The following is a 17,776-nucleotide window of genomic DNA, read 5'->3' as shown; positions in this document are numbered from 1 at the left end:
CTGCCGCATCAACTCCGTCTGGAAAAGGCCCACTTCGGCCCGGACTTCCATCAGTCCGCAGATGGCCCGCCGAGGCGATGTCGGGCACCGGTGAGAGATCTCGCTGGCTGAGACAAGCGCCGACCGGCACGAGTTCCGACGGCGCAGTGGCGAGCGGTACGGGCGGCGGAGTGCGATCGCGCCTGCCCGCCTTGCGCAGCGGCGTGACGGTGGGACGAGGTCGACCGAGGGAAATCAGCCGCTCGACGGTCCGTCACCGGTGGCGTCACGGCACTGATCGCTTCCCTCCCCGTCACGTGTCGAGTGTGAACAGGCGACTGACCAAATCCGGGTAACTGAGGCCTGCTTCGGCGAGAATCTTCCTGAGAGCTTCCGGCGGGCCCTTCTGCAGCGGGGCCGGGGAACCGACGCGGCCGGGTACCGCGGAAAGGTCGCCGCCGCTGAACCGTGATTCCGGTGTGGCGGGGAGTCGTACCTGGTAGGTGCGCCAGACGCGTGCCGGGGGATTCAGCAGGATCAGGTAGGGGTCCGCCCATGCCATGAAGGCCCAGCGGTTCTTGCTGCGGGCCCGTACAAGCACGCCGTCGGCGTGGTGCCGCCCGAGTCGTTCGGCGGCCTTGGCCACGACCGGAAGCGGATTGCCGAAGGAGCCCGTGATCTCCCAGAGCCCGTCCTCGCACACGACCGACCAGCCAGCCGCGGTGAGCCCCTCGATCGCCTCCGCGTAGGGGTCGTCCTCCTGCGCCAGCGCGATGAGTCCGTCCACCTCGCTCCAGGGCGCGACGCGGGCGAGCGCCCGCTCCGGCGGGATCATCAGGTCCTCCGCCTCGGCGGGCTCGGCACGCGCGATCATCGTCTTGCTGCCGTGCCAGGTGCGGGCCGCCAGTACGTCGTGCTCGGCGCCGCCGGTGAAGGTGGCGTCCTGGGCGAGCAGTGTCATCACCACGGCCGCCACCGCGTCCAGCCGTCGCCGGGTCTCGGGCGGATCATCGTGGTCCGCCTCGGCCGTCAGGTCTTCGGAACCGAGTGCTTCGAGGAGGCGGCTGAGCCCGTCGCGCCAGCTCTGGTCCTGCTCGTCCCAGACTCCGGCGGCCAGGAGCTGGACGTACAGGCCGGCCACGAGCAGCCGGACCGGAACCGGTGCTGCGGCTGAATCGTCAGGGCCCGTGAGCGCCGCGACCCAGCGCTGGGCCCAGGCGCGGAAACGGGCACGCTGCTCCGGCGCGACGTACGGGGCGACCGGCACGCTCGTGGTGGGGAGGTCCACCTCCTCCGTCTCGTCCTCGTGCTCTTCGTCGTCCTCCTCGCGCACGCCAAGAGTGACCGCCGACACGATCCACCGCGACGACGGTGCCTGCGGCAGGTCGAGCGGCGAGGTGCCGAACGCCAGATCCGTCAACGGTGCCCCGATCATCCGGCGGCAGTCGGCGAGGTAGGCGTCCCAGCGGTCGACGCCGCTCGATGTCACCGAGCCCGCTGTCGTCTCTCCCGCCGGGCTCACCCGGGGAGCGGACGTTCCGGCGGTGAGTTCGCGCAGGCGCAGCAGATCGGCTTCGAAACGGCGTGCGGCACGCTCGTCGGCGAACAGGGTCTGCACCGTGTAGTCGTATCTCAGCCGGGGACCGCTGTCGGCGCTGTGGCGCCGTGCGCAGTGCACGGGGCTGTAGACGAAGACGACGGCGGATTCGGCAGTGGTGCCGTCAGGACGAGCGCACGTGGCGCGAACCGCCGCACCAGGAACCTCGGGCAGCGGGATGGAGCAGGCCGCCGCCCCCGCCGGAATGGTTCCGGTCCGTGTCCAGGAACCCGGTGAACCGTCCGGAGACGTGCTGATCACCACGGGCAGGGGCTGGGGGTGCGCCAGAGAGACGTGCAGGCCTTCGCTGTCCGCCTTCGCGCCCAGCAGGACGAGCGTGTGACCGGTGGACTGGAAGGGCCGGATGGTGCGGCCCGTCAGGCTCGCGAGTGAGGTGACGCGCCCCTGTTCGGGAAGCAGCGGCGCGGTGTCGGCGGCGAGTACGGCGAGCTCGCAGTTGCCGCCGTCCCGGGTGCTGGTGCACAGCGCGGCGCGGGTCAGATTCGGGCTCCCGGTGAGAGCGTATCGGCGGCCGCCGGCCTGCCACTCGACGAACTTGCCGTGCCGCATCCGAGTCTCCTCGAGAAAACGGATCTGCGCGTCGAAGCCGCCGAGTGCCCTCTTGATCGCTCCGGCGTCATAGCTGGACCAGCGAGGCTGGAGCCCGAGGATGGTGCGGCGGGGTGTCAGACGGCCGACCAGCTCGCTGAGGGCATGACTGGCCTCGTCGACGAACGGGGCGTACGCGTGCAGTTCGTCGACAGGACCGAGCGGCAGTTGGTCCAACAGACTCTCCTGGAGATTGTGCAGAAGCCGGGCACCGGATTCCGGTCCGGCCGGGGTGTTGACATGCCGTTCCGTCAGAAGGGCAGCCAGTTCCGCCAGATGACTCGCCGACCAGGGGGCCAGTTCCACGGCGGAGGGCAGTGCGTCCAACCAGTCGGCGAGGTCGGCCAGGAGGGCGTGGGAGTCGTCGTCCTCGGTCTCCACCACCGTCCACAGCTCGTCGTTGGCGCCCCAGCCGGACAGCGTCGGGTTCCCCGAACCCACCGCGAGCCGGCAGGCGTGTTCTCCGATCAGAAGGACGACCTTGGGATGGAACGCACGCCGGCAGGAGGCTAGGCCGTGCAGATAACTGCGGCCGGCCATGCGCACATCCACCGGGTCGTACAGCCCTTGGGCCGCATCACCGATCACCGCGGTGCGGGCACCCAGACCACGGGCGACGGGTATGGCGACCTTCTCCAGGAAGGGAAGATCAACTGTGAAACCGAGGAAGAGCGCTTCGTGCAGCGCCTGCTGATCGCTGCGTTCGCTCCAATCCCTCAGCAGCGTGACGGGAGATGCGAACCGGGTGTGCTGTGCCGCGCTCATGGGTTTGTCTCCAGGATTCGCCGTCCCTCCGCGGTGACGGTGTGGCAATTGTCGCGGACGGCGAAAAGCCCCAGCTGCGCCGCCAAAGAGCCCAGTTGGGGGATGCGGGTGCCGATGTCGGAGTCTCCTTCGTCACCGGTCTTGAAATAGCGCTCGTTGCGAAGGTGCAGACGGGAGAAGATCTTCAGCCCGCCGGTCGCGGGGTCGGTGCGCAGCTTCGCGAGGGCGACTCTGCGGGACTGGGCGAGCATGTCGTCCACCAGCCGCGCGGCCAGGTCGCGGACCGGCCGGTCGGCGTAGTCGTCGATGAGGCCGTCGACCCACGTCGGGTCGAGGAACTCGGCCCAGCGCCGCTGACGGCCCAGGAAGACGGCCCGTACGTCGTCCGGCAGATGACCCTCCCGGGAGCGCAGCGCACCCACCATCAGGAGCAGCACATTGGTCATCGGGGCATCGGCACCCTGCGTCAGGAGTTGCCGTTCGGCCGGCAACAACTGACCTGCCGCGTCCTTGAGCGGAGGCAGGTCGTCCAGGACCCGCCGTACATTCGCGTCCGGGGCCTGTTGCGCCAGCCAGTCGCGCAGTTCCTCGGCCGTCCGGTCGGCCTCGCCGACCTTGGAGCCCACATCGGCCACCAGCGCCGCCCACAGCCGACGCCAGGCGCCGACGGAGTAATGGCGCAGCAGCACTCCCCGCCAACCGGCCGTCTCGGGAATCGCCGCCAGAACGGGATCCGTTGTCGCCTCGCCACCGAAGGCCACCGCGGAGCGCAGCGTCTCCTGATACCCGTCGCCCTCATGACCGTGGAGATCGATAGCCCGGCCGAGGATACGGAGGGTCGCACGCCGAGTACGGTCGGACGCCTCCCAGTCCCCGTGCGCGTCGGTACCTCCGCCACGGGTTGCGGTCAGGACGTCCGTCAGCCATTCCCGCTCGGCCGGACACGGGACACCAAGAGCCGCCTGCCCCGCTGTCTCCAGGTCGGCGAAGGACACGACGTCCCGCTCCGCGAGAGACAGCAGAGGGGCGAACAGCTCCTTGACCGCGGGAGGGCACGGATGCCGGCCGGGTCTGAGCACTCCGTCCCGGACGTCCACCGTGCCGAGCACCGTGGCGGGTCCGCCGTACTGGTCCCAAAAGCCCCAGCGGCGGGGTGAGTACGACTGGCTCAGCTGCTCCTCGTCGGCGGCTCGCGCGAGTTCCAGTTCCTCTGTGCAGAAACGCCGCACCCCATCGACCCCGTGGGCAAGCCACGCCGGATCCGTCTCCCTGTGGTGCTGGAGCGCCGCCAGCAGGACCTCGCTGCGGCGGACCGCCCGGCGACACGCGGTGATGTCCCACGCCTTCCGTTCCGCGTGCGCCGCGATCGCCGCATACAGCGAGTGGTAACGGATGTAGCGGGTCACCGTGGACACTCCAGGAACCAACCGGTCCACCGCCCGCATCACCGGGCCCTCCACCGCCAGGGGATAGCGCCCGGACCGCAAGCCCAATCCCTCGAGTGCCCATGCCGGCCCACGGACATCCGCTGTCACTTGCCACTCCTTGTCGGCTGCCGGAGCGTTGCATCGGCAGAAACTACCTGACCCTGCTTCAGGGTAGGTGCTGATTTCGGACGAGAGGCCAGTACGGTCGACTGGATTATGGAAGGCGCCAGGACACGCCCGATCCACCCTCAAGGCGGTCCACGACTGGACTTTCCGCAACGCCCGGGTTAAGTGTGGCGCTGGCGCAGGCGCCCGCTGTACCAACCCCCTGGGGCAGCGCCGACAGACAGCGCATCACAGGACTCCCCCCGTGTTCTCCCCACCAGGGCGGCTGCGAGTTCCCAGAGCACATGGGGTCTGGCCGAGTTGGTGCGGCGCCATCGGGACGGCACTGGTCCTGCTCCGGAGTGCGCCGCCTATTATCGCCGATCTGGGGCCGTGGGCCGCGAGGCCCGACGCCAAGGAACTGCGCCTCGAACGCTCTGACATCGAGGCCTGCCTCAGGCGCCGGTAACCGGGGTCAGAAGGCTCGCAGCCTCTCGATGTGCTGTCTCTGTTCTTTTTCGTCCTGTTCGATGTGCACACTGACAAGCACTCTTTGACCGTCCGGCTTGTAGTAGATGCGGCCAAGTCGCTCGCTTCCCGCGATGCCCGTCGCCAATTCCGTCACCTCAAACCAGCCACGCATTTCCGAAAGTTCATTCCCGGCAAGGCGCCCAGAGTCGATTTCAGCAAGTGCTTTCATCGTGGACGCTGGCGAGTCGAGGTTGGCGATCACATCGACTGCATCGAGAACGAACTCGAGGCGGCTGAACGCCCGAGGCAGGAAGTCAATGGCACCCCCGCGCCGAGGCCGTTGCGCGGTCGCGGCGCGAAGTCGTTCCGTCTCCAGGCCCTCAAGTTCTGACACTCTCCCAAGGAGTGCGTCTACCTGCACCGCCAAGTTGTCAGCGCGTGCTCCGCTTTCTGCCGCTTCCGAGTCGGCCGCTCGCACACGCTCCAGCAGCAAGGAGTTCTCGGCAAGAGCGAGTTCTCGAAGTTCCTCGGCGTCAACGAGGTTCTTCACCAGTTCCGCCGTGTCAGCCATGCCTCCCAGGCCTTGTCGAAGCACGGCGAGTTGCTCTTGCAGATCTGAATGACGGCGTTCTGCGAGGGCAACGGATTCTCGGTATCGATGCTCGCTCGCTTCCGCGTTCGCAAGATCGTGACGGAGCTGCGCGACCTCACGCTCAGCCGCCTCGCCCTTGCATGTCGCGACGTACAGTTGGTTGAGCAGCTCCTCGATCCGAGCCTCGGCATCAGCAAGGCGAGCTGTGGTCGGATTCGTGACTGGCACCGTCGGCGCGAGAGACGACGGCGGTGCGATGACATCCCCGACGAGCGCAAGTGCTTCGGCCTGGCTGCCCTTGAACCGAAGGCGCGCGAACCAGTCGTAGAAGGTGCCGTTATCTGCTGGACGATGGCTGACGTCCCAGCGCTGGATGCTGAGACCCGCGTCCTCAAGCGCTGACACCAAGCTGCTGGCAACGTGCTCCGACGCGTTGAAGACGACGGTATGCCCGTACTGGTTGGATTCGAGGTGCCACTCGATGTCGACACCGCTGGTCTTCTCCAGCGGTTTACCGGTAATGGGAGCGTACGGAACCTCTGCTCCGATAAACAGGAACCGATCGCAGTCCGCGAGTTCCCAGCTCGTTCCGTCCAAGTCGATCAGATCACCCTGCCGGAGTGGGTAGACGGAGCCCGCATACGCGACGCCCGCGTATCCATCGGGAGTCAGACGAATCGGACGGCGGACTCCAGACTCGACTTCCGTTCCGTGGTCAAGCACTCGCACGAGTGCCTTGGCGCTCGCCATGTCACGCCGTTCCGCATCGACACTCCGGGTGCCCCCACTGGCGCTTGCAGGCGGCACACGGCTTGTAGTAAAGGTGTTCCCGCAACTGGGCCTCTGTCGCACCGTCGCGCACGTGCCGGGTGAAGGCCCTTGAATTGTGCCGATACAGCACGTCGCCGGGAACGGTCGCCTGGTCCTTGTCCCTCGCCACATTCGCACGGACGACCAGTCCCGCCTGTGGCACGACCACGGACTCCTCAGGTGCTTTTGGGTGCGCGGCTGCACCTCCGGGCATAGCGGAAGCCGGGAGGCCAAGACCGAACTCCAGGTCGTAGTACGACGCCGTGACTCGATCGTGCTTCTGGCTTGATGACGCCTCGACCGACAACACCAAGTCGTCGTCGAGAACGACCTTCAGCTCGAGGCGCTCGTGCAGTGGCGGCGCGGTCTCGTCGACGCCGAGTGTGATCATTCCCAGCGACGTTCGCCGCTCGCTCGCCTGCGGGTGTGATGACAACGCGGTCGGAGTGGCGATCGGAAATTTCGCCTTCCCATCCGTCGGATCCGCGCAGTACAGGTGGAGGGTTTCGTGCTTGACGTCTCCACCGAGAGGCATTTCAGTGCCCGCAGCGAGGAGTGGCATCAACGACCCACGGGCGAGCTCGAGTTCGATGGGCTTTGCCAGTCGGAGCCTCTGCCTGTCATGCGCGATCCACGCAGCTCCTTGTGAGATCAACGTGGCACAGTTCGTCGGCACCTCAACTCGGTCCGGACCGAACAGCTCGTGCAGCCGGCTCCGAATCGCGGGCATGGCCGCCATGCCACCGACCACTACGACCAGCGAGACCTGCCCGGGCGCCATCGACAAGCTGCCGAGCAGCGACTCGATCTCATCAATACCTGCCGTCACGAGCGGCCGCGTGATCTCCTCCAGCTCCTGACGAGTGAGCCGGTACTGCAACGTGGCACCTGATTGGAAGTAACTTGGCCGGTAGAACGTCACGTCAACACGGTCAGCCGAGAGCTCGATCTTGTTGCGCTCCGCGTCCTGGAGGAGCCGGAGCTCGGCCTCAGGGATCGCAAGGTCGTCGTCAGTGGCACTTCCGCGAGCCCGAGCGCGCTTCACGACCTCGTCGCGAATTACCTTGTCGAACTCGTCGCCGCCGACCTGGGTCGAGCCACCGTTACGAAGTTGTCGAACCTGGTCTTCGTCGACTCGGCAGAGAGTCAGGTCCAGCGTTCCGCCGCCCCAGTCGACAACCAGGACGTTTCGTCGTGCAAGCCGCCGTGCCATCTCTTCTGGGTCGGTTGCTCCCCGGATGAATCCGTACAGGGCGGCGAGCGGCTCGTGGACGAACTGGGCTATACGCATCCCGGCCCCGGCGAACGCCTCTCGCAGCGCCGCGCGGCGGTGCCCATTCATGGTCACGGGGATCGTGACCACAGCGTTGTCGAGGCTGCCGAGCACCTTCCGCTGCGGACTGCGCAGGGACTCCGACCGGACGTGCCGCACGACGTCCGCAACGATGTCCACAGGGCTCCGGTCGACGCCTCCGACTGCGATCGCCTCCTCGCCGAGGAGGAACTTCGGCGATTTCACCGTGTTGCCGTGCACCCCAATGCCCGCGGCACCCAACGCGTCCTTGGCATCGCGGCCGACGACTACCTGCTCGCCCTCGTACCGGACGATCGAGGGATGTGGCCGGCCAGTCTCGACGTCCATCACGTCGATCACGCGGTCACCAACTACCACCGAAACAAGGCTATTGGTCGTTCCGAAGTCGAACCCGACGATCACGCGAAGCCTCCAGCCGCGTCCTTCAGCTGCTCGACCTCACGCGTGAGGGCAAGCAGAGAACGGTCGAGGAACTCCTCCGCGACGTCGGGCGCACCGTTCCGGAGTGCGTGCAGACCATCGGTAAGCAGATCGATCTCCCCCCCGAGACGCCGGATGATGCGCGTTCGCAGCGTTTCGTAGTCGTCCGCCATATGGCTCTTGTCGACCACTCTGTTATCGCGCTCGGCCGCGAGCTCCTTCTGCAGTCGCACCACGTCGGCAGAGAACGCGTCGGCGCGAGCCAGCGCAGATTGCTCACGCTCCTCGACGGTCGAAAGCTCATTGCGGAGCCGAGTCTCACGATTCCGAGCAGCGGCAGCCTCACTCTCGAGATGTGTGACCTGCCGTTCCAAGCGGGCGATCCGGGCGAGGTAGTTCGCGCCGACGATCCCGAGCACCTTGTGATCGCTGCTTGCCCCGACCTGGCTGGCGGCTCGCTCCAGCCCTGCTGCCTCCGGGGCCTCGTACCTCCAGAGGGAGTCGTACGACGCATCGATGAACTGATCCAGGGTCCACTCACGTTGGAGTGCGCGGAGGAGTCCGTAGCACGCGATCGCATGCCTGACGAGGCGCTCACTGCCTGCGGCTTTGAACTGCTTCGGGGCCGCTCCAAGTTCGTCGGCGACCCGCTGAGCCGCGGCACGCACGTGTTCGATCGAGAGCTGCGGATCCTTGCGGGGATCGACCAGCTGGTCCACCCTGCCCCCGAACACCGGGCTGTGGCCCAGTGCGACTACCGCGAGGTCAACGAGCCGGTTCAACGCCGGTGCGAGGCCACCGTCCTCGGCGCGCTTGAGCGGGACCCCTTGGCGCGCCGCGTACTGAAGCAGCTTGAACGGGGCCGACAACGTTGGGTCTGTCGGCGCGAGAGACTCGACCAGCGCACTCTGTGACGCGATGCCCTCATCGGTAATCGCCAGCTTCTTGAGGTCCTCCCTCGAGATCTCAAGCAGTCGAGCGTTCGACTCGTAGGCGAACGTCAGCAACTCCTCGATCGAGGTAATGATCGGCTTGGGTTTCGTCTTGGACTTGGCCCGCTGTGACCCCTTCTCCGCAGCGGGTGCCGCTGACGCATTGTCAGTAGGCGCGGCCGAGCCGGTGCCATCGCCGGTAGCGGTAGCCGATGCGGGGTCGCTCGGCCCCGACTCCGCGCCGGGCTCTGGAATGGTCTCGTTGCTCAACGTCCTACCTCTTGCAATCGGGTCCGAAATCCTGCGTACCAGGCGCCGGTCTCCTTGGAGTGCCTGAGCGCCTCGCCGTGTCGTGATGCACCATCGATGTCTCCCACAGCGAGCAGCGCCTCAGCCGCGATGAGTCGGACCTTGAATTGGTCCTGGGGCCGGAGCTCGCCCAGCGAGGGCAGTAGCTGGGTGACCATGGATGACTGTGTCCCGTCCAAAGCCGTCGCACCGAGGTCCAGGAGGTCCTCGGTAACGGAATCGCTCAAGGCCCGATCGAAGCTTCCGTGCGACCGGTCGGCCAGGCTTGTCGTGACGAATGCGCCGCCTGCGAGGAGGGATCGGAACCGCGCCGCGACATCGGAGACACGGTGGCTGTTGGTCTTGCGCACCGCAAGTTCGAACTGGTTGTAGTGCAACGCGACCAACCCGCAGATCGCCTCCGCTGCGGGGCGGTCGAAGGTCGACAGCAGAGAGACCGCACTGTTGTACCGCTGCTCGTAGATCGTCGCGCCCGACGCATCTACCCGGCCGGGGTCCTCAACCGCTTCACGCGCGAGTACGCCGTACAGGTATGCCGCCACACCTTCGCGGTAACGGCGGGCCGTCACCCCGCGGCCGGCACGCATGATGAAGGTGTCGATTGCGTTGAGACTCAACTCGCGGCTGGAGATGAGCTTCTCCAAGGCCTGGTCGACGAGGCAGAGGTCCTCTTCCTCGGCAAGGCAGAAATCGAACTCAAACGTCCGCTCCAGCGGGCCATTGGAGACGGCCACTGTCTGGACGCCGACCTTCACCGACGCGAGGAAGCCGGCGGCTTCAGATGTGGAGGTTTCGCGGCCGTTGACGGTGATGGATTCGACATCCGATGTCACCCAATCGGCGGAGCTGCTGGAGCTCGTGACCATCAAGCGCGTGCGCCCGCACTCTCGTCCCCTGAAGAGGAGGATCGGCCGCTTGGTCGCATGACCGTCGAAGCGGTGTGCTCGGCGGGTGCGCTCGGACGAGAAGACGAGTCCACACTCAGCGCAGGGAAACCGAGGGGGCTTTGGCGGGGCTGGCGGTCCGGCCGATTCGAGTCCGGTCGGCTCATGGAACTCCATGTAGCCGGTGTGCCAGAACCCCACGTACCCCCCTGTCACTTGCTGATCCGCGTCCCCTACACCTTCGGAAGGCTAGTCCGAGCGCACGAACTTTGCGAGGTCGCCGGTTGAGTGAGACCGACCTGTGATGGGCTGTCATGTCGCGTTTGTGTGGGCGTAGATGCCGGTGCGAGGCCCCTGCACCGTCGCAACGGCCGATGATCCGCGGGTACCTGGCCAGCCAGTCCGATGCGATGTGCTTGCTGGTGCGGTCCTGCCAGTCCGGCCGGAAGGCGTACGCGTCTGCCGGGATGTGGGCGGCTTCCGCCAGCAGCAGTTTCTCGTAGGCCTACCGGCATACGACAGTGCGCGGACGGCGCCCGTGCACCTTGACCAGTGCCCGGCCGGTGGGGCCCGCGAGGATGTCCCGCCCCTGAACGTACACAAGATCCTCAACGGCGAGCCCGCAGCCGACACCGAGACAGAGCAGCAGGCAGCACCTGAGGATTCGGGTCTGAGCCAGCTGACTGGCGCAATGTCCGGATTATGTACCGGCCGAGGATCTCGGCCGTCCGTTCGGGAACAGTGATCAGGCCCCGTTTCGACTCTCACGCCTCCAGCGCGGGCGCTCCGAGTTGATCGAGCATTGACTGGGCTTCGATCTGGATCGCGCTGATTTTGCGGTCCAGGTCGGTACGGAAAGCCCTAGCGTCGCGAACTGACCGGTTCACCTCGTCGATCGCGCGGAGCGCCTTGCCGAACTCGTCGTCGAGTTCAAGACGCACCTGGATAAGCGTCTTGCTCGAGATGTCATCGCACTGCGCAAGGACGCGGCCGACCAGGGCGTTCCGGCGGCGCATCTTTTCCTTTGCAGCATGCACCTCCTGACGCTCCTCTTTGACGACCGCATAGGCTTCAAGGGCAACAGGGAGTACAGCGCCGCCGATTTTGGCAACCTTTCCGATGTTGTTCGCCCAGCGCACGGCCTGGTACGGCTTGAACTTGATGTCGACGAGCTTTCCAGCCTTGTAGACGATCTTGTGCCCCGCGCTGCCTGCCGACTTCTTAATGCCGTCGCCTGCGCCCCAGACTTTCTGGAAGGCCTTCAGATGCTCGATCGACTTCGGACCCCAGGCTGGGACGCGGGGTTGCTTCCGACCTGGCTGGCGTGCCAGGCCTGGGTCTACCGGGATGTTCTGCGTCTCGATGTCCCCTTGGACATCAAGGGCGAGCAACTGGCGGGCGTACGGCGACGCCTCGATCTCCCGTACCTCGGAGGTCAAGTCGGCAAGCTGAGAGGCCAGGACGGCGCGTACCCCGTCCAGGAACCTCTGGTTCGCCGAGCTCAGCTCGTCGTTCAGAGTCACGGAGGCGGCGTCGACCCTAGACCAGTCGCGGTTCGGCGACTCCTGGATCGACTCCACCGTGTCGGCGAGGTGCTCGGCTGCCCGGATACACGCTGTGCGGAACTCGGTTGCCTGCCGTTCGAGGGCCGAGTCCAAGAGCCCGCGGCGCGTTGTGAGCGCACTGCGCTGGCGTGCGAGGACAGTCAAGACTGCTTCCTCGTCGGGGTCGTCTGTGAGCGCGGCGAGTGCCTCGCCCGCGACGAGGGCGACCCGCTGGAGCGCCACACGGAAGCTGGCCAAGTCGCCGCGGGCCCGCGCGATCCGGTTGATCGCGTCCGTGACCTTGTCCATCCGGGACGCCGCGATGCGGCGGGCGGCCCGCGACGGGTCCACCTCTAGCGCTTCCAGGTAGGTTTTGGCGTCGCACTCGACCCATGGCACCTGGTCGGCGAAGCTGCCGAGAGCTTCACGGACCTCGGCCTCCCGCACTCCTTCGGCCGCGCGAAGGCTGCGGCACTTGGTGAGCACCACAAGCAACTGCGGCGCCTTTCGCAGATCCTCGGTGACGTGCCGCAGGTGTTCGACCAAGCGATCATCGAACAAGTCAACAGTGACGGTGAACAACACAAGATCTGCGGAGCGCAGAGCCTCCTCCGCGCGTTCGTCGTGCTCCGGCCGGCCCGCCTGCACGCCCGGGGTGTCGACCAGGTCGACCATGCCGTCCCAGTTGAAGACCTCGACCCTGTCCGTCGTGACCGCCGAGCCCCTCGGAACCTGATACTTGCCATCCGTGAGTGCCTCGATCAAGGTCGACTTGCCGCTGCTGTACTGCCCGGTGAGGACCATCTGGGGACGATGGTGTTCATCCACTGCCAGCATCCGCTGGAGCCTCGACGCATCATCGGGTCGAAGGTTTCGGATCAGCTCGACGAGCCGCTCCGAGAGGTCGCGCGTCACCGCGGGGGCGGAGTGATACAGAAGGTCATTCACGTTGGCACGCTCCTCGGTGCGCTTGATCGGACAATCTTCACCGGGGTGCCCAGGTGGTCAGACAGGGTTGCGGACCATGCCTCCAGTACCTGGTTTGGCGCTGGAGCAGTGGTGGTAACGATGGTGCCGTCGGGGCGACAGCGAATGAAGGCCGGTACCCCTTCGGTCAGGCCGAGGACGTATGACATCGCGGACGCGCCCGGCAGGTCAGGTGACGGTGTGCGCCCGAAGGCCAGGAATTCGGGCGAGGACGGCGGGAACAGCCGTGTATCTGCTAGAGCCTCATCAGGCACCTCGACCAAGATGCAGACCCCGGGAAGCCGGGTCGCCTTCCCAACGGACGCAGCTAGGCGAGGCCGGCCGTCTACGCGCAGCAGGCAGCGGACTGTCTCGTGGTCGAGGGTGGAGACCGCGGAGTCAATCACCTGCTGCTGACTAGCCAGAAGGTCGGCCACGACCAACGCGGCGGCCTCGGCCTCTGCGCGTCGCACGTGGGAAGTGGTGAGTGTCTCCAGAACCCGCGCGATGGTCCCAGACACCTCGGCCAGCACCTGGGCCTCCAGCTCATTGAGGACCTTGCTGATCTCGGTCCGCAGCAGATCGCGGTTCGCCTCCAAGATTTCCGCTCTGCTCGTGAAAAGTGACTGGACCTTCTTGCGCACCGGAGTGACGAGGAACGAACCGAGGCTCATGACGACGGCGCCGACGACTGTGCCGGCTGGACCTGCCAAAGAACCCACGTACGCGCCAAGCGCCATGGAGGCGAGCGCTCCGCCTGCCCCAACCACAACCCCGGCTGCTTTCTGCTTCCACAGCCCCCTGAAGTCACGCATTCCGCTGACCTTAAGGTGCGGGCGGACAGCCGTCGTCCATTCGTGCTCGACGGCGACAGACGCTTCCTCGATCGCTCGCGCGAGGTTGCTGAGCCGTGCTTCCAGCCTCTCGTCGAGTTCGGCGACCAAAGCGGCCTGTTCCGTGTCCCATTGCTCGACGATCTGCGGGCCGAAGTCAGTGACGTTCTGGGGCCACCCCTGCCGTCGGCCGACGAGGCGAACAACGTCGTCCTCCATCCTCTGCATGCAGGCATCGACCAGGCGTACGGTCCGTCGTTCCTGGTCTTCGCGCATCCTCCGGCCGACATCGACGATCTCTCGGGTCTCCCGCTCCACAGCGGCGAGAGCTTCGCTCAACGCCTGTGCCTGCGAGCGAACCTCGTCGGCCTCGCGCAGTACCCGCCGGGCGGTGCGGCGCTTGCGGCTTTCCTGTTCCAGGACGGCGAGCAGGGCGCTAAGGCGGCTCGCTTCCCAAAGGTCGGCACCGTAGTCGCCGGCCGCCCGCGCCTGGCGGGCGGCCTCGGCATGGAGCATTACCTCGGCGACGGGGCGTACGGCGGCAGCGGATAGATGGGAACGGATCATCTTGAAGTGACCCTCGTGCTCGGCGAAGACTGAATCCGGTTCCTCCAGGAACTCCTCGTGGTCCAGATCGTCCACGAGTGGTTTGCGGCAGTTCAATGCCACAACGACAGGCTTACCGCGCGATGCCACGGCACGTAGCTCCTGTGCAGTCTCCTCCTGAAAGGAATCGTTGCTCGCAACCCACAGCACGAGGTCGGCACCGGGGACCTCAGCCATCGCTTGGGCGACGTCATCCATACTGTCCCTGGCACCCACTCCAGGGGTGTCGACGATCTCAACGTCGTGCAGGTCCACCGCCGGGGCCGCGAAGACGTCGCGCGAGTACCGCTGCCGGCCGTCCCCAATCCGCTCCACAGACCCGCCGGTGAGCGCCGCAAGGAGGGTACTCTTGCCGGCCATCGTCCGCCCCATCAGGACGATCCTCATCGGCGCGCCGACTGGCGGTGCGTCGGTGACCTCCACTGACATAAGGAAGTCGACAAACTGCCTAGTCGTCTTCTCTGCCGAGGCCCCGTCCCGAGACAGCCGGTGAACCCTTGCCAGGGTCGCTCGGCAGGCAGCGACTGCCTCCGCATGCGCGGGAGAGGGGTTATCGCAAGGCGGTTCGGGACCGCGCAACTGGTCCCGAGCGGCAGGACTCCAGCCGTGCCTGTTCTTGCTCGTCAATCGCCCCCCTTGAAGCGCACCTGTCCCCTCGAAGGGTGTCGTGCCAGCGTCATGTTAGGCCGTATGAAGTGCGGTACTTGCGGTGCCGGGCCTGCCCGGCCGGGGAGGTTCCCGGTTTCGCGGGTGGTGTCAAGGTCGGCCGCTGCGCGGTCGCTTCGCAAGCCTTAACACCGCCCGTTTGAACCGAGAGTGATCGGCCGTCTCTCCGGGCGGGTCCGGGGAGAAGGCTGCGGGACCGGGAACGAAAGACCGGGGCCTTGCACGCAAGTTACTGCGGATTGCCGCCACGGAGGACCGTGAGCGGTAGTGCCGCAATCGCGGGTACTGCGGTTGGGCTGGACGTTCACGACCGATCGACCGTGGCCTGGGCCCTGGACGGCCTCATCGGCGAGGTCGTCGCCGAACACTTGGTCCCCGACACTGCGGCGGTGGTGGGCTGGCTGGAGCGGTTGCCGGGCCCGGTGGCCGTGGCCTACGAGGCCGGCTCGACAGGGTTCGGCCGGGTAGCTGGTGGAACGCTTTTGAGGATCTTCGTCTTTTCGACTTCGAAGACGGCATAAAAGGACGACCGTACTTGCCGTCGCGGTCGCGAAGCTCCCAGGTCAGGGGGTGCAGGTCGCGGGATCACCGCGACGCTCATGCATGCATGCGCATATTGCTGGGGAGTGATCTTGAGTCCGACGGGATGTTCGTGAGTATTTAGGCACGCTGTGCCTGGCCAGGGGATTTCGTTAACGACCCACCAGCTGAGACCCCTGTTCATCAGGAGTCTTTTGCTTTGGGTCGAGGTCGGGCAGGGCCTGCCGGGCCTCGCTGCGCACCGCCCCCATGCCGGCGACGGTCACCAGCACGATGCCCGTGCTCTGGGCCCACGAGGGCTGCTCGGCCAGGAGCACGAACCCGACGACGGTCCCGATGGCGGGCTCCAGGCTCATCAGGGTGCCGAAGACCGTCGTGGGGAGATTGCGCAGGGCGACCATCTCGGCGGCGTACGGCAGGATCGGCAGCAGCAGCGCCGCCAGCGCGGACAGCGCGAATGCCTGTGGGTCCATGTGGCCGACGATGTGCCCGACACCGGCGAAGGGCAGGGTCACCGCGGAGGCCGCCGCCATGGAGACGGCCAGCCCGCCGAGGCCGGTGAACTGGGCACCGACCCGTTTGGTCAGCAGGATGTAGCCGGCCCAGCCCGCCGCCGCCCCGAGCGCGAAGCCGACCCCGGCCAGATCGACCTCACCGCTCCAGGGCCGGGTCAGGGCGAGCACGCCGGCCGCCGCGGTCAGCGGCCACAGGACGTCGATCCGCCGCCGCAGACCCGCCACGGCCACGCCCAGCGGGCCGAGGAACTCCAGGGCCGTCGCGGTGCCGAGGGGGATACGGACCACCGCCTCGAAGTAGAGAAGGGTGAGCAGTCCGCTGACCGCGCCGAGCAGCAGGGCGGTACCCACCTCACGACGGTCGCGGCCGCGCAGACGGGGCCGGGCGAGGAGCCACAGGACCACCGCCGCCCAGGTCAGACGGAGCCAGGCGGTACCGGCGGGCGTGAACTTGTCGAAGAGATGACTGGAGGTGCCGGCGCCGGTCTGCACGCTGGCCATCGCCACCAGGGCGAGCGCCGTCCCCCGGTAGCGGGAACCGGTGTCCGGGGCGGGCGGAAGCTTCATGAGGCGCGCGCCCCGTCGGCTGTGAGAGCTGCCGGGTCTGTGGGGTCCGGCAGACGGGCGACCAGAGCGGCGACCGGGTGTGCCGTCGCGTCCCCGACGCCCGCCACGGCCACCTCGCGGCGCCCCTCGGCGAGCGCGAGCAGCCACGCGCCGACCTCGGGGATCCAGGGCACGCCCAGCGCTTCGGCGTCCCGCTGCACGCGCTCCGGTCGGGCGGCCGCCTGCCGGGCGAGGTAGAGCTGTGCGCGATCGGGGTCGGCGGCGGGCAGCGTGGCGAACCGGGCGGCGACGAAGTCGAGCCACCGGGCGTCCCCGTCCTCCAGGGCGTCACCGAGCAACACCCGCGCGTCCTCGGTGCGCAACGCCGCCCCGCCCCGCTCGCAGGCCAGCCCGACCAGCACGCGGTCGCCGGACGAGACCCCCAACGCATAGGCATCCGAGGTCTGTTGGGCGAGCAGGTCGGCATCGTCGCAGCGCTCGAAGGCGAAGCGTACGGCGGGTGCGCTGCCCGAGGTCAGCAGCTGGCGCCACATGCCGGCATCCACGGACTGCCAGTCGGCGTCCGTGAACACCGTGAACAGGGCGGGCAGTTCGGCGAAGCGCGCCTCGGCCACCAGACGCTGGAACACCGCGGTGAAGCCCTCGATGCGAGGAGAAGGGCGCAGACAGGCGAGGGCCGCGGCCAGCTCGTGCAGCGTGCCGTCGGTGACGGCCTCGGCGACGGCACGCTGGATCTCCCGGGGTTCGAGGCGGACCTCGACGTCGGCGAGACGGGCCAGCTTGCGCAGCGCGCCGTGGCGCCCGCTCGCCAGGAGCGCGCGGATGCCGGTGGCCGCCGCGTCCGCGTCGAACCGCACCGGGACGCCGGAGAGTTGGCGCATGTAGTCCACGGCGCCGAGCCGGCCGGCGGCCACCAGGACGTTGTACGACCGCAGGACCGTCGTCTCGTCGAGGGTGGGGCGCACCCCGGTCGCCGCGATGATCTGCTCGATGCCGCCGGCGTTGCCGCGTCGCGCCAGCCGGGCACAGGCCCGGTCGATACGGGCGGGGGTCGGACGCCCCGTCGGCGGCAGGTGCGCGTACAGGAAGCAGAAGTCGTCGACCACGCCCCGCTCCAGTGCCCGGTCGGCCGCGCGGGCCACGGCTTCCGCGGACAGTCCGGCCATGACGGGAACGTATTTGTTCACCTGCTCCAGGACGTATATCTCGTCCCTCTCGAGCAGCCATCGTGTCTGCGCGGTGAGGAATTCCCCGGGCAGCCGGATGAGCTTCTCCGGGGCGTCCTCGGACAGTTGCTTGAGAAGATTGCGGTACGCGCGCACGG

Annotated in this window: 11 protein-coding genes; 1 reads left to right on the top strand and 10 read right to left on the bottom strand. The window is 67.3% G+C overall.

Features of this window, described 5'->3' with window-relative positions:
- Positions 1-292 precede the first annotated feature (292 nt).
- The 8 genes from ACFY0U_RS19810 to ACFY0U_RS19775 all read right to left on the bottom strand — a co-directional run bounded on the left by ACFY0U_RS19810 (position 293) and on the right by ACFY0U_RS19775 (position 14,587).
- Positions 293-2,950, bottom strand: a complete 2,658-nt coding sequence (locus ACFY0U_RS19810) for a hypothetical protein (RefSeq protein ID WP_388637115.1) — start codon at positions 2,948-2,950, stop codon at positions 293-295.
- On the bottom strand, positions 2,947-4,356 hold the full coding sequence (locus ACFY0U_RS19805; RefSeq protein ID WP_388637112.1) for a hypothetical protein: 1,410 nt from the start codon (positions 4,354-4,356) through the stop codon (positions 2,947-2,949). The genes ACFY0U_RS19810 and ACFY0U_RS19805 overlap by 4 nt, the downstream gene beginning before the upstream one ends.
- 601 nt (positions 4,357-4,957) lie before the next feature.
- On the bottom strand, positions 4,958-6,295 hold the full coding sequence (locus tag ACFY0U_RS19800; protein WP_388637108.1) for a hypothetical protein: 1,338 nt from the start codon (positions 6,293-6,295) through the stop codon (positions 4,958-4,960).
- Position 6,296: 1 nt separating this feature from the next.
- A complete protein-coding gene (locus tag ACFY0U_RS19795) occupies positions 6,297-8,072 on the bottom strand; it encodes an Hsp70 family protein (protein ID WP_384524790.1) in 1,776 nt (591 codons plus the stop codon).
- Positions 8,069-9,292, bottom strand: a complete 1,224-nt coding sequence (locus ACFY0U_RS19790; RefSeq protein ID WP_388637106.1) for a hypothetical protein — start codon at positions 9,290-9,292, stop codon at positions 8,069-8,071. Before ACFY0U_RS19790 ends, ACFY0U_RS19795 begins: the two co-directional genes overlap by 4 nt.
- Complete coding sequence (locus ACFY0U_RS19785; RefSeq protein ID WP_190080761.1) at positions 9,289-10,164, bottom strand: hypothetical protein; 876 nt, start codon at positions 10,162-10,164, stop codon at positions 9,289-9,291. Before ACFY0U_RS19785 ends, ACFY0U_RS19790 begins: the two co-directional genes overlap by 4 nt.
- Positions 10,165-10,979: 815 nt before the next feature.
- On the bottom strand, positions 10,980-12,707 hold the full coding sequence (locus ACFY0U_RS19780; RefSeq protein ID WP_120050371.1) for a GTPase domain-containing protein: 1,728 nt from the start codon (positions 12,705-12,707) through the stop codon (positions 10,980-10,982).
- Positions 12,704-14,587: a GTPase gene (locus ACFY0U_RS19775; RefSeq protein WP_388637103.1), complete on the bottom strand. Its 1,884-nt coding sequence runs from the start codon at positions 14,585-14,587 to the stop codon at positions 12,704-12,706. Before ACFY0U_RS19775 ends, ACFY0U_RS19780 begins: the two co-directional genes overlap by 4 nt.
- Positions 14,588-15,150: 563 nt before the next feature.
- On the opposite strand from ACFY0U_RS19775, the gene ACFY0U_RS19770 reads away from it, so the two are divergent.
- Positions 15,151-15,351, top strand: coding sequence for a hypothetical protein (locus ACFY0U_RS19770; protein ID WP_120050369.1), 201 nt, complete (start codon positions 15,151-15,153; stop codon positions 15,349-15,351).
- 171 nt (positions 15,352-15,522) lie between these two features.
- Here ACFY0U_RS19770 and ACFY0U_RS19765 read toward each other — a convergent pair whose 3' ends face one another.
- On the bottom strand, positions 15,523-16,452 hold the full coding sequence (locus ACFY0U_RS19765) for a DMT family transporter (protein ID WP_388637101.1): 930 nt from the start codon (positions 16,450-16,452) through the stop codon (positions 15,523-15,525).
- Positions 16,449-17,774, bottom strand: coding sequence for a hypothetical protein (locus ACFY0U_RS19760; protein WP_388637099.1), 1,326 nt, complete (start codon positions 17,772-17,774; stop codon positions 16,449-16,451). Before ACFY0U_RS19760 ends, ACFY0U_RS19765 begins: the two co-directional genes overlap by 4 nt.
- Positions 17,775-17,776 lie beyond the last annotated feature (2 nt).

Origin of the sequence: Streptomyces sp. NPDC001536, from assembly GCF_042894505.1 — a bacterium.
Taxonomy (GTDB): Bacteria; Actinomycetota; Actinomycetes; order Streptomycetales; family Streptomycetaceae; genus Streptomyces.
Note: the sequence above shows the minus strand (reverse complement) of the source record. Positions and strands in the feature narration are given on the sequence as shown.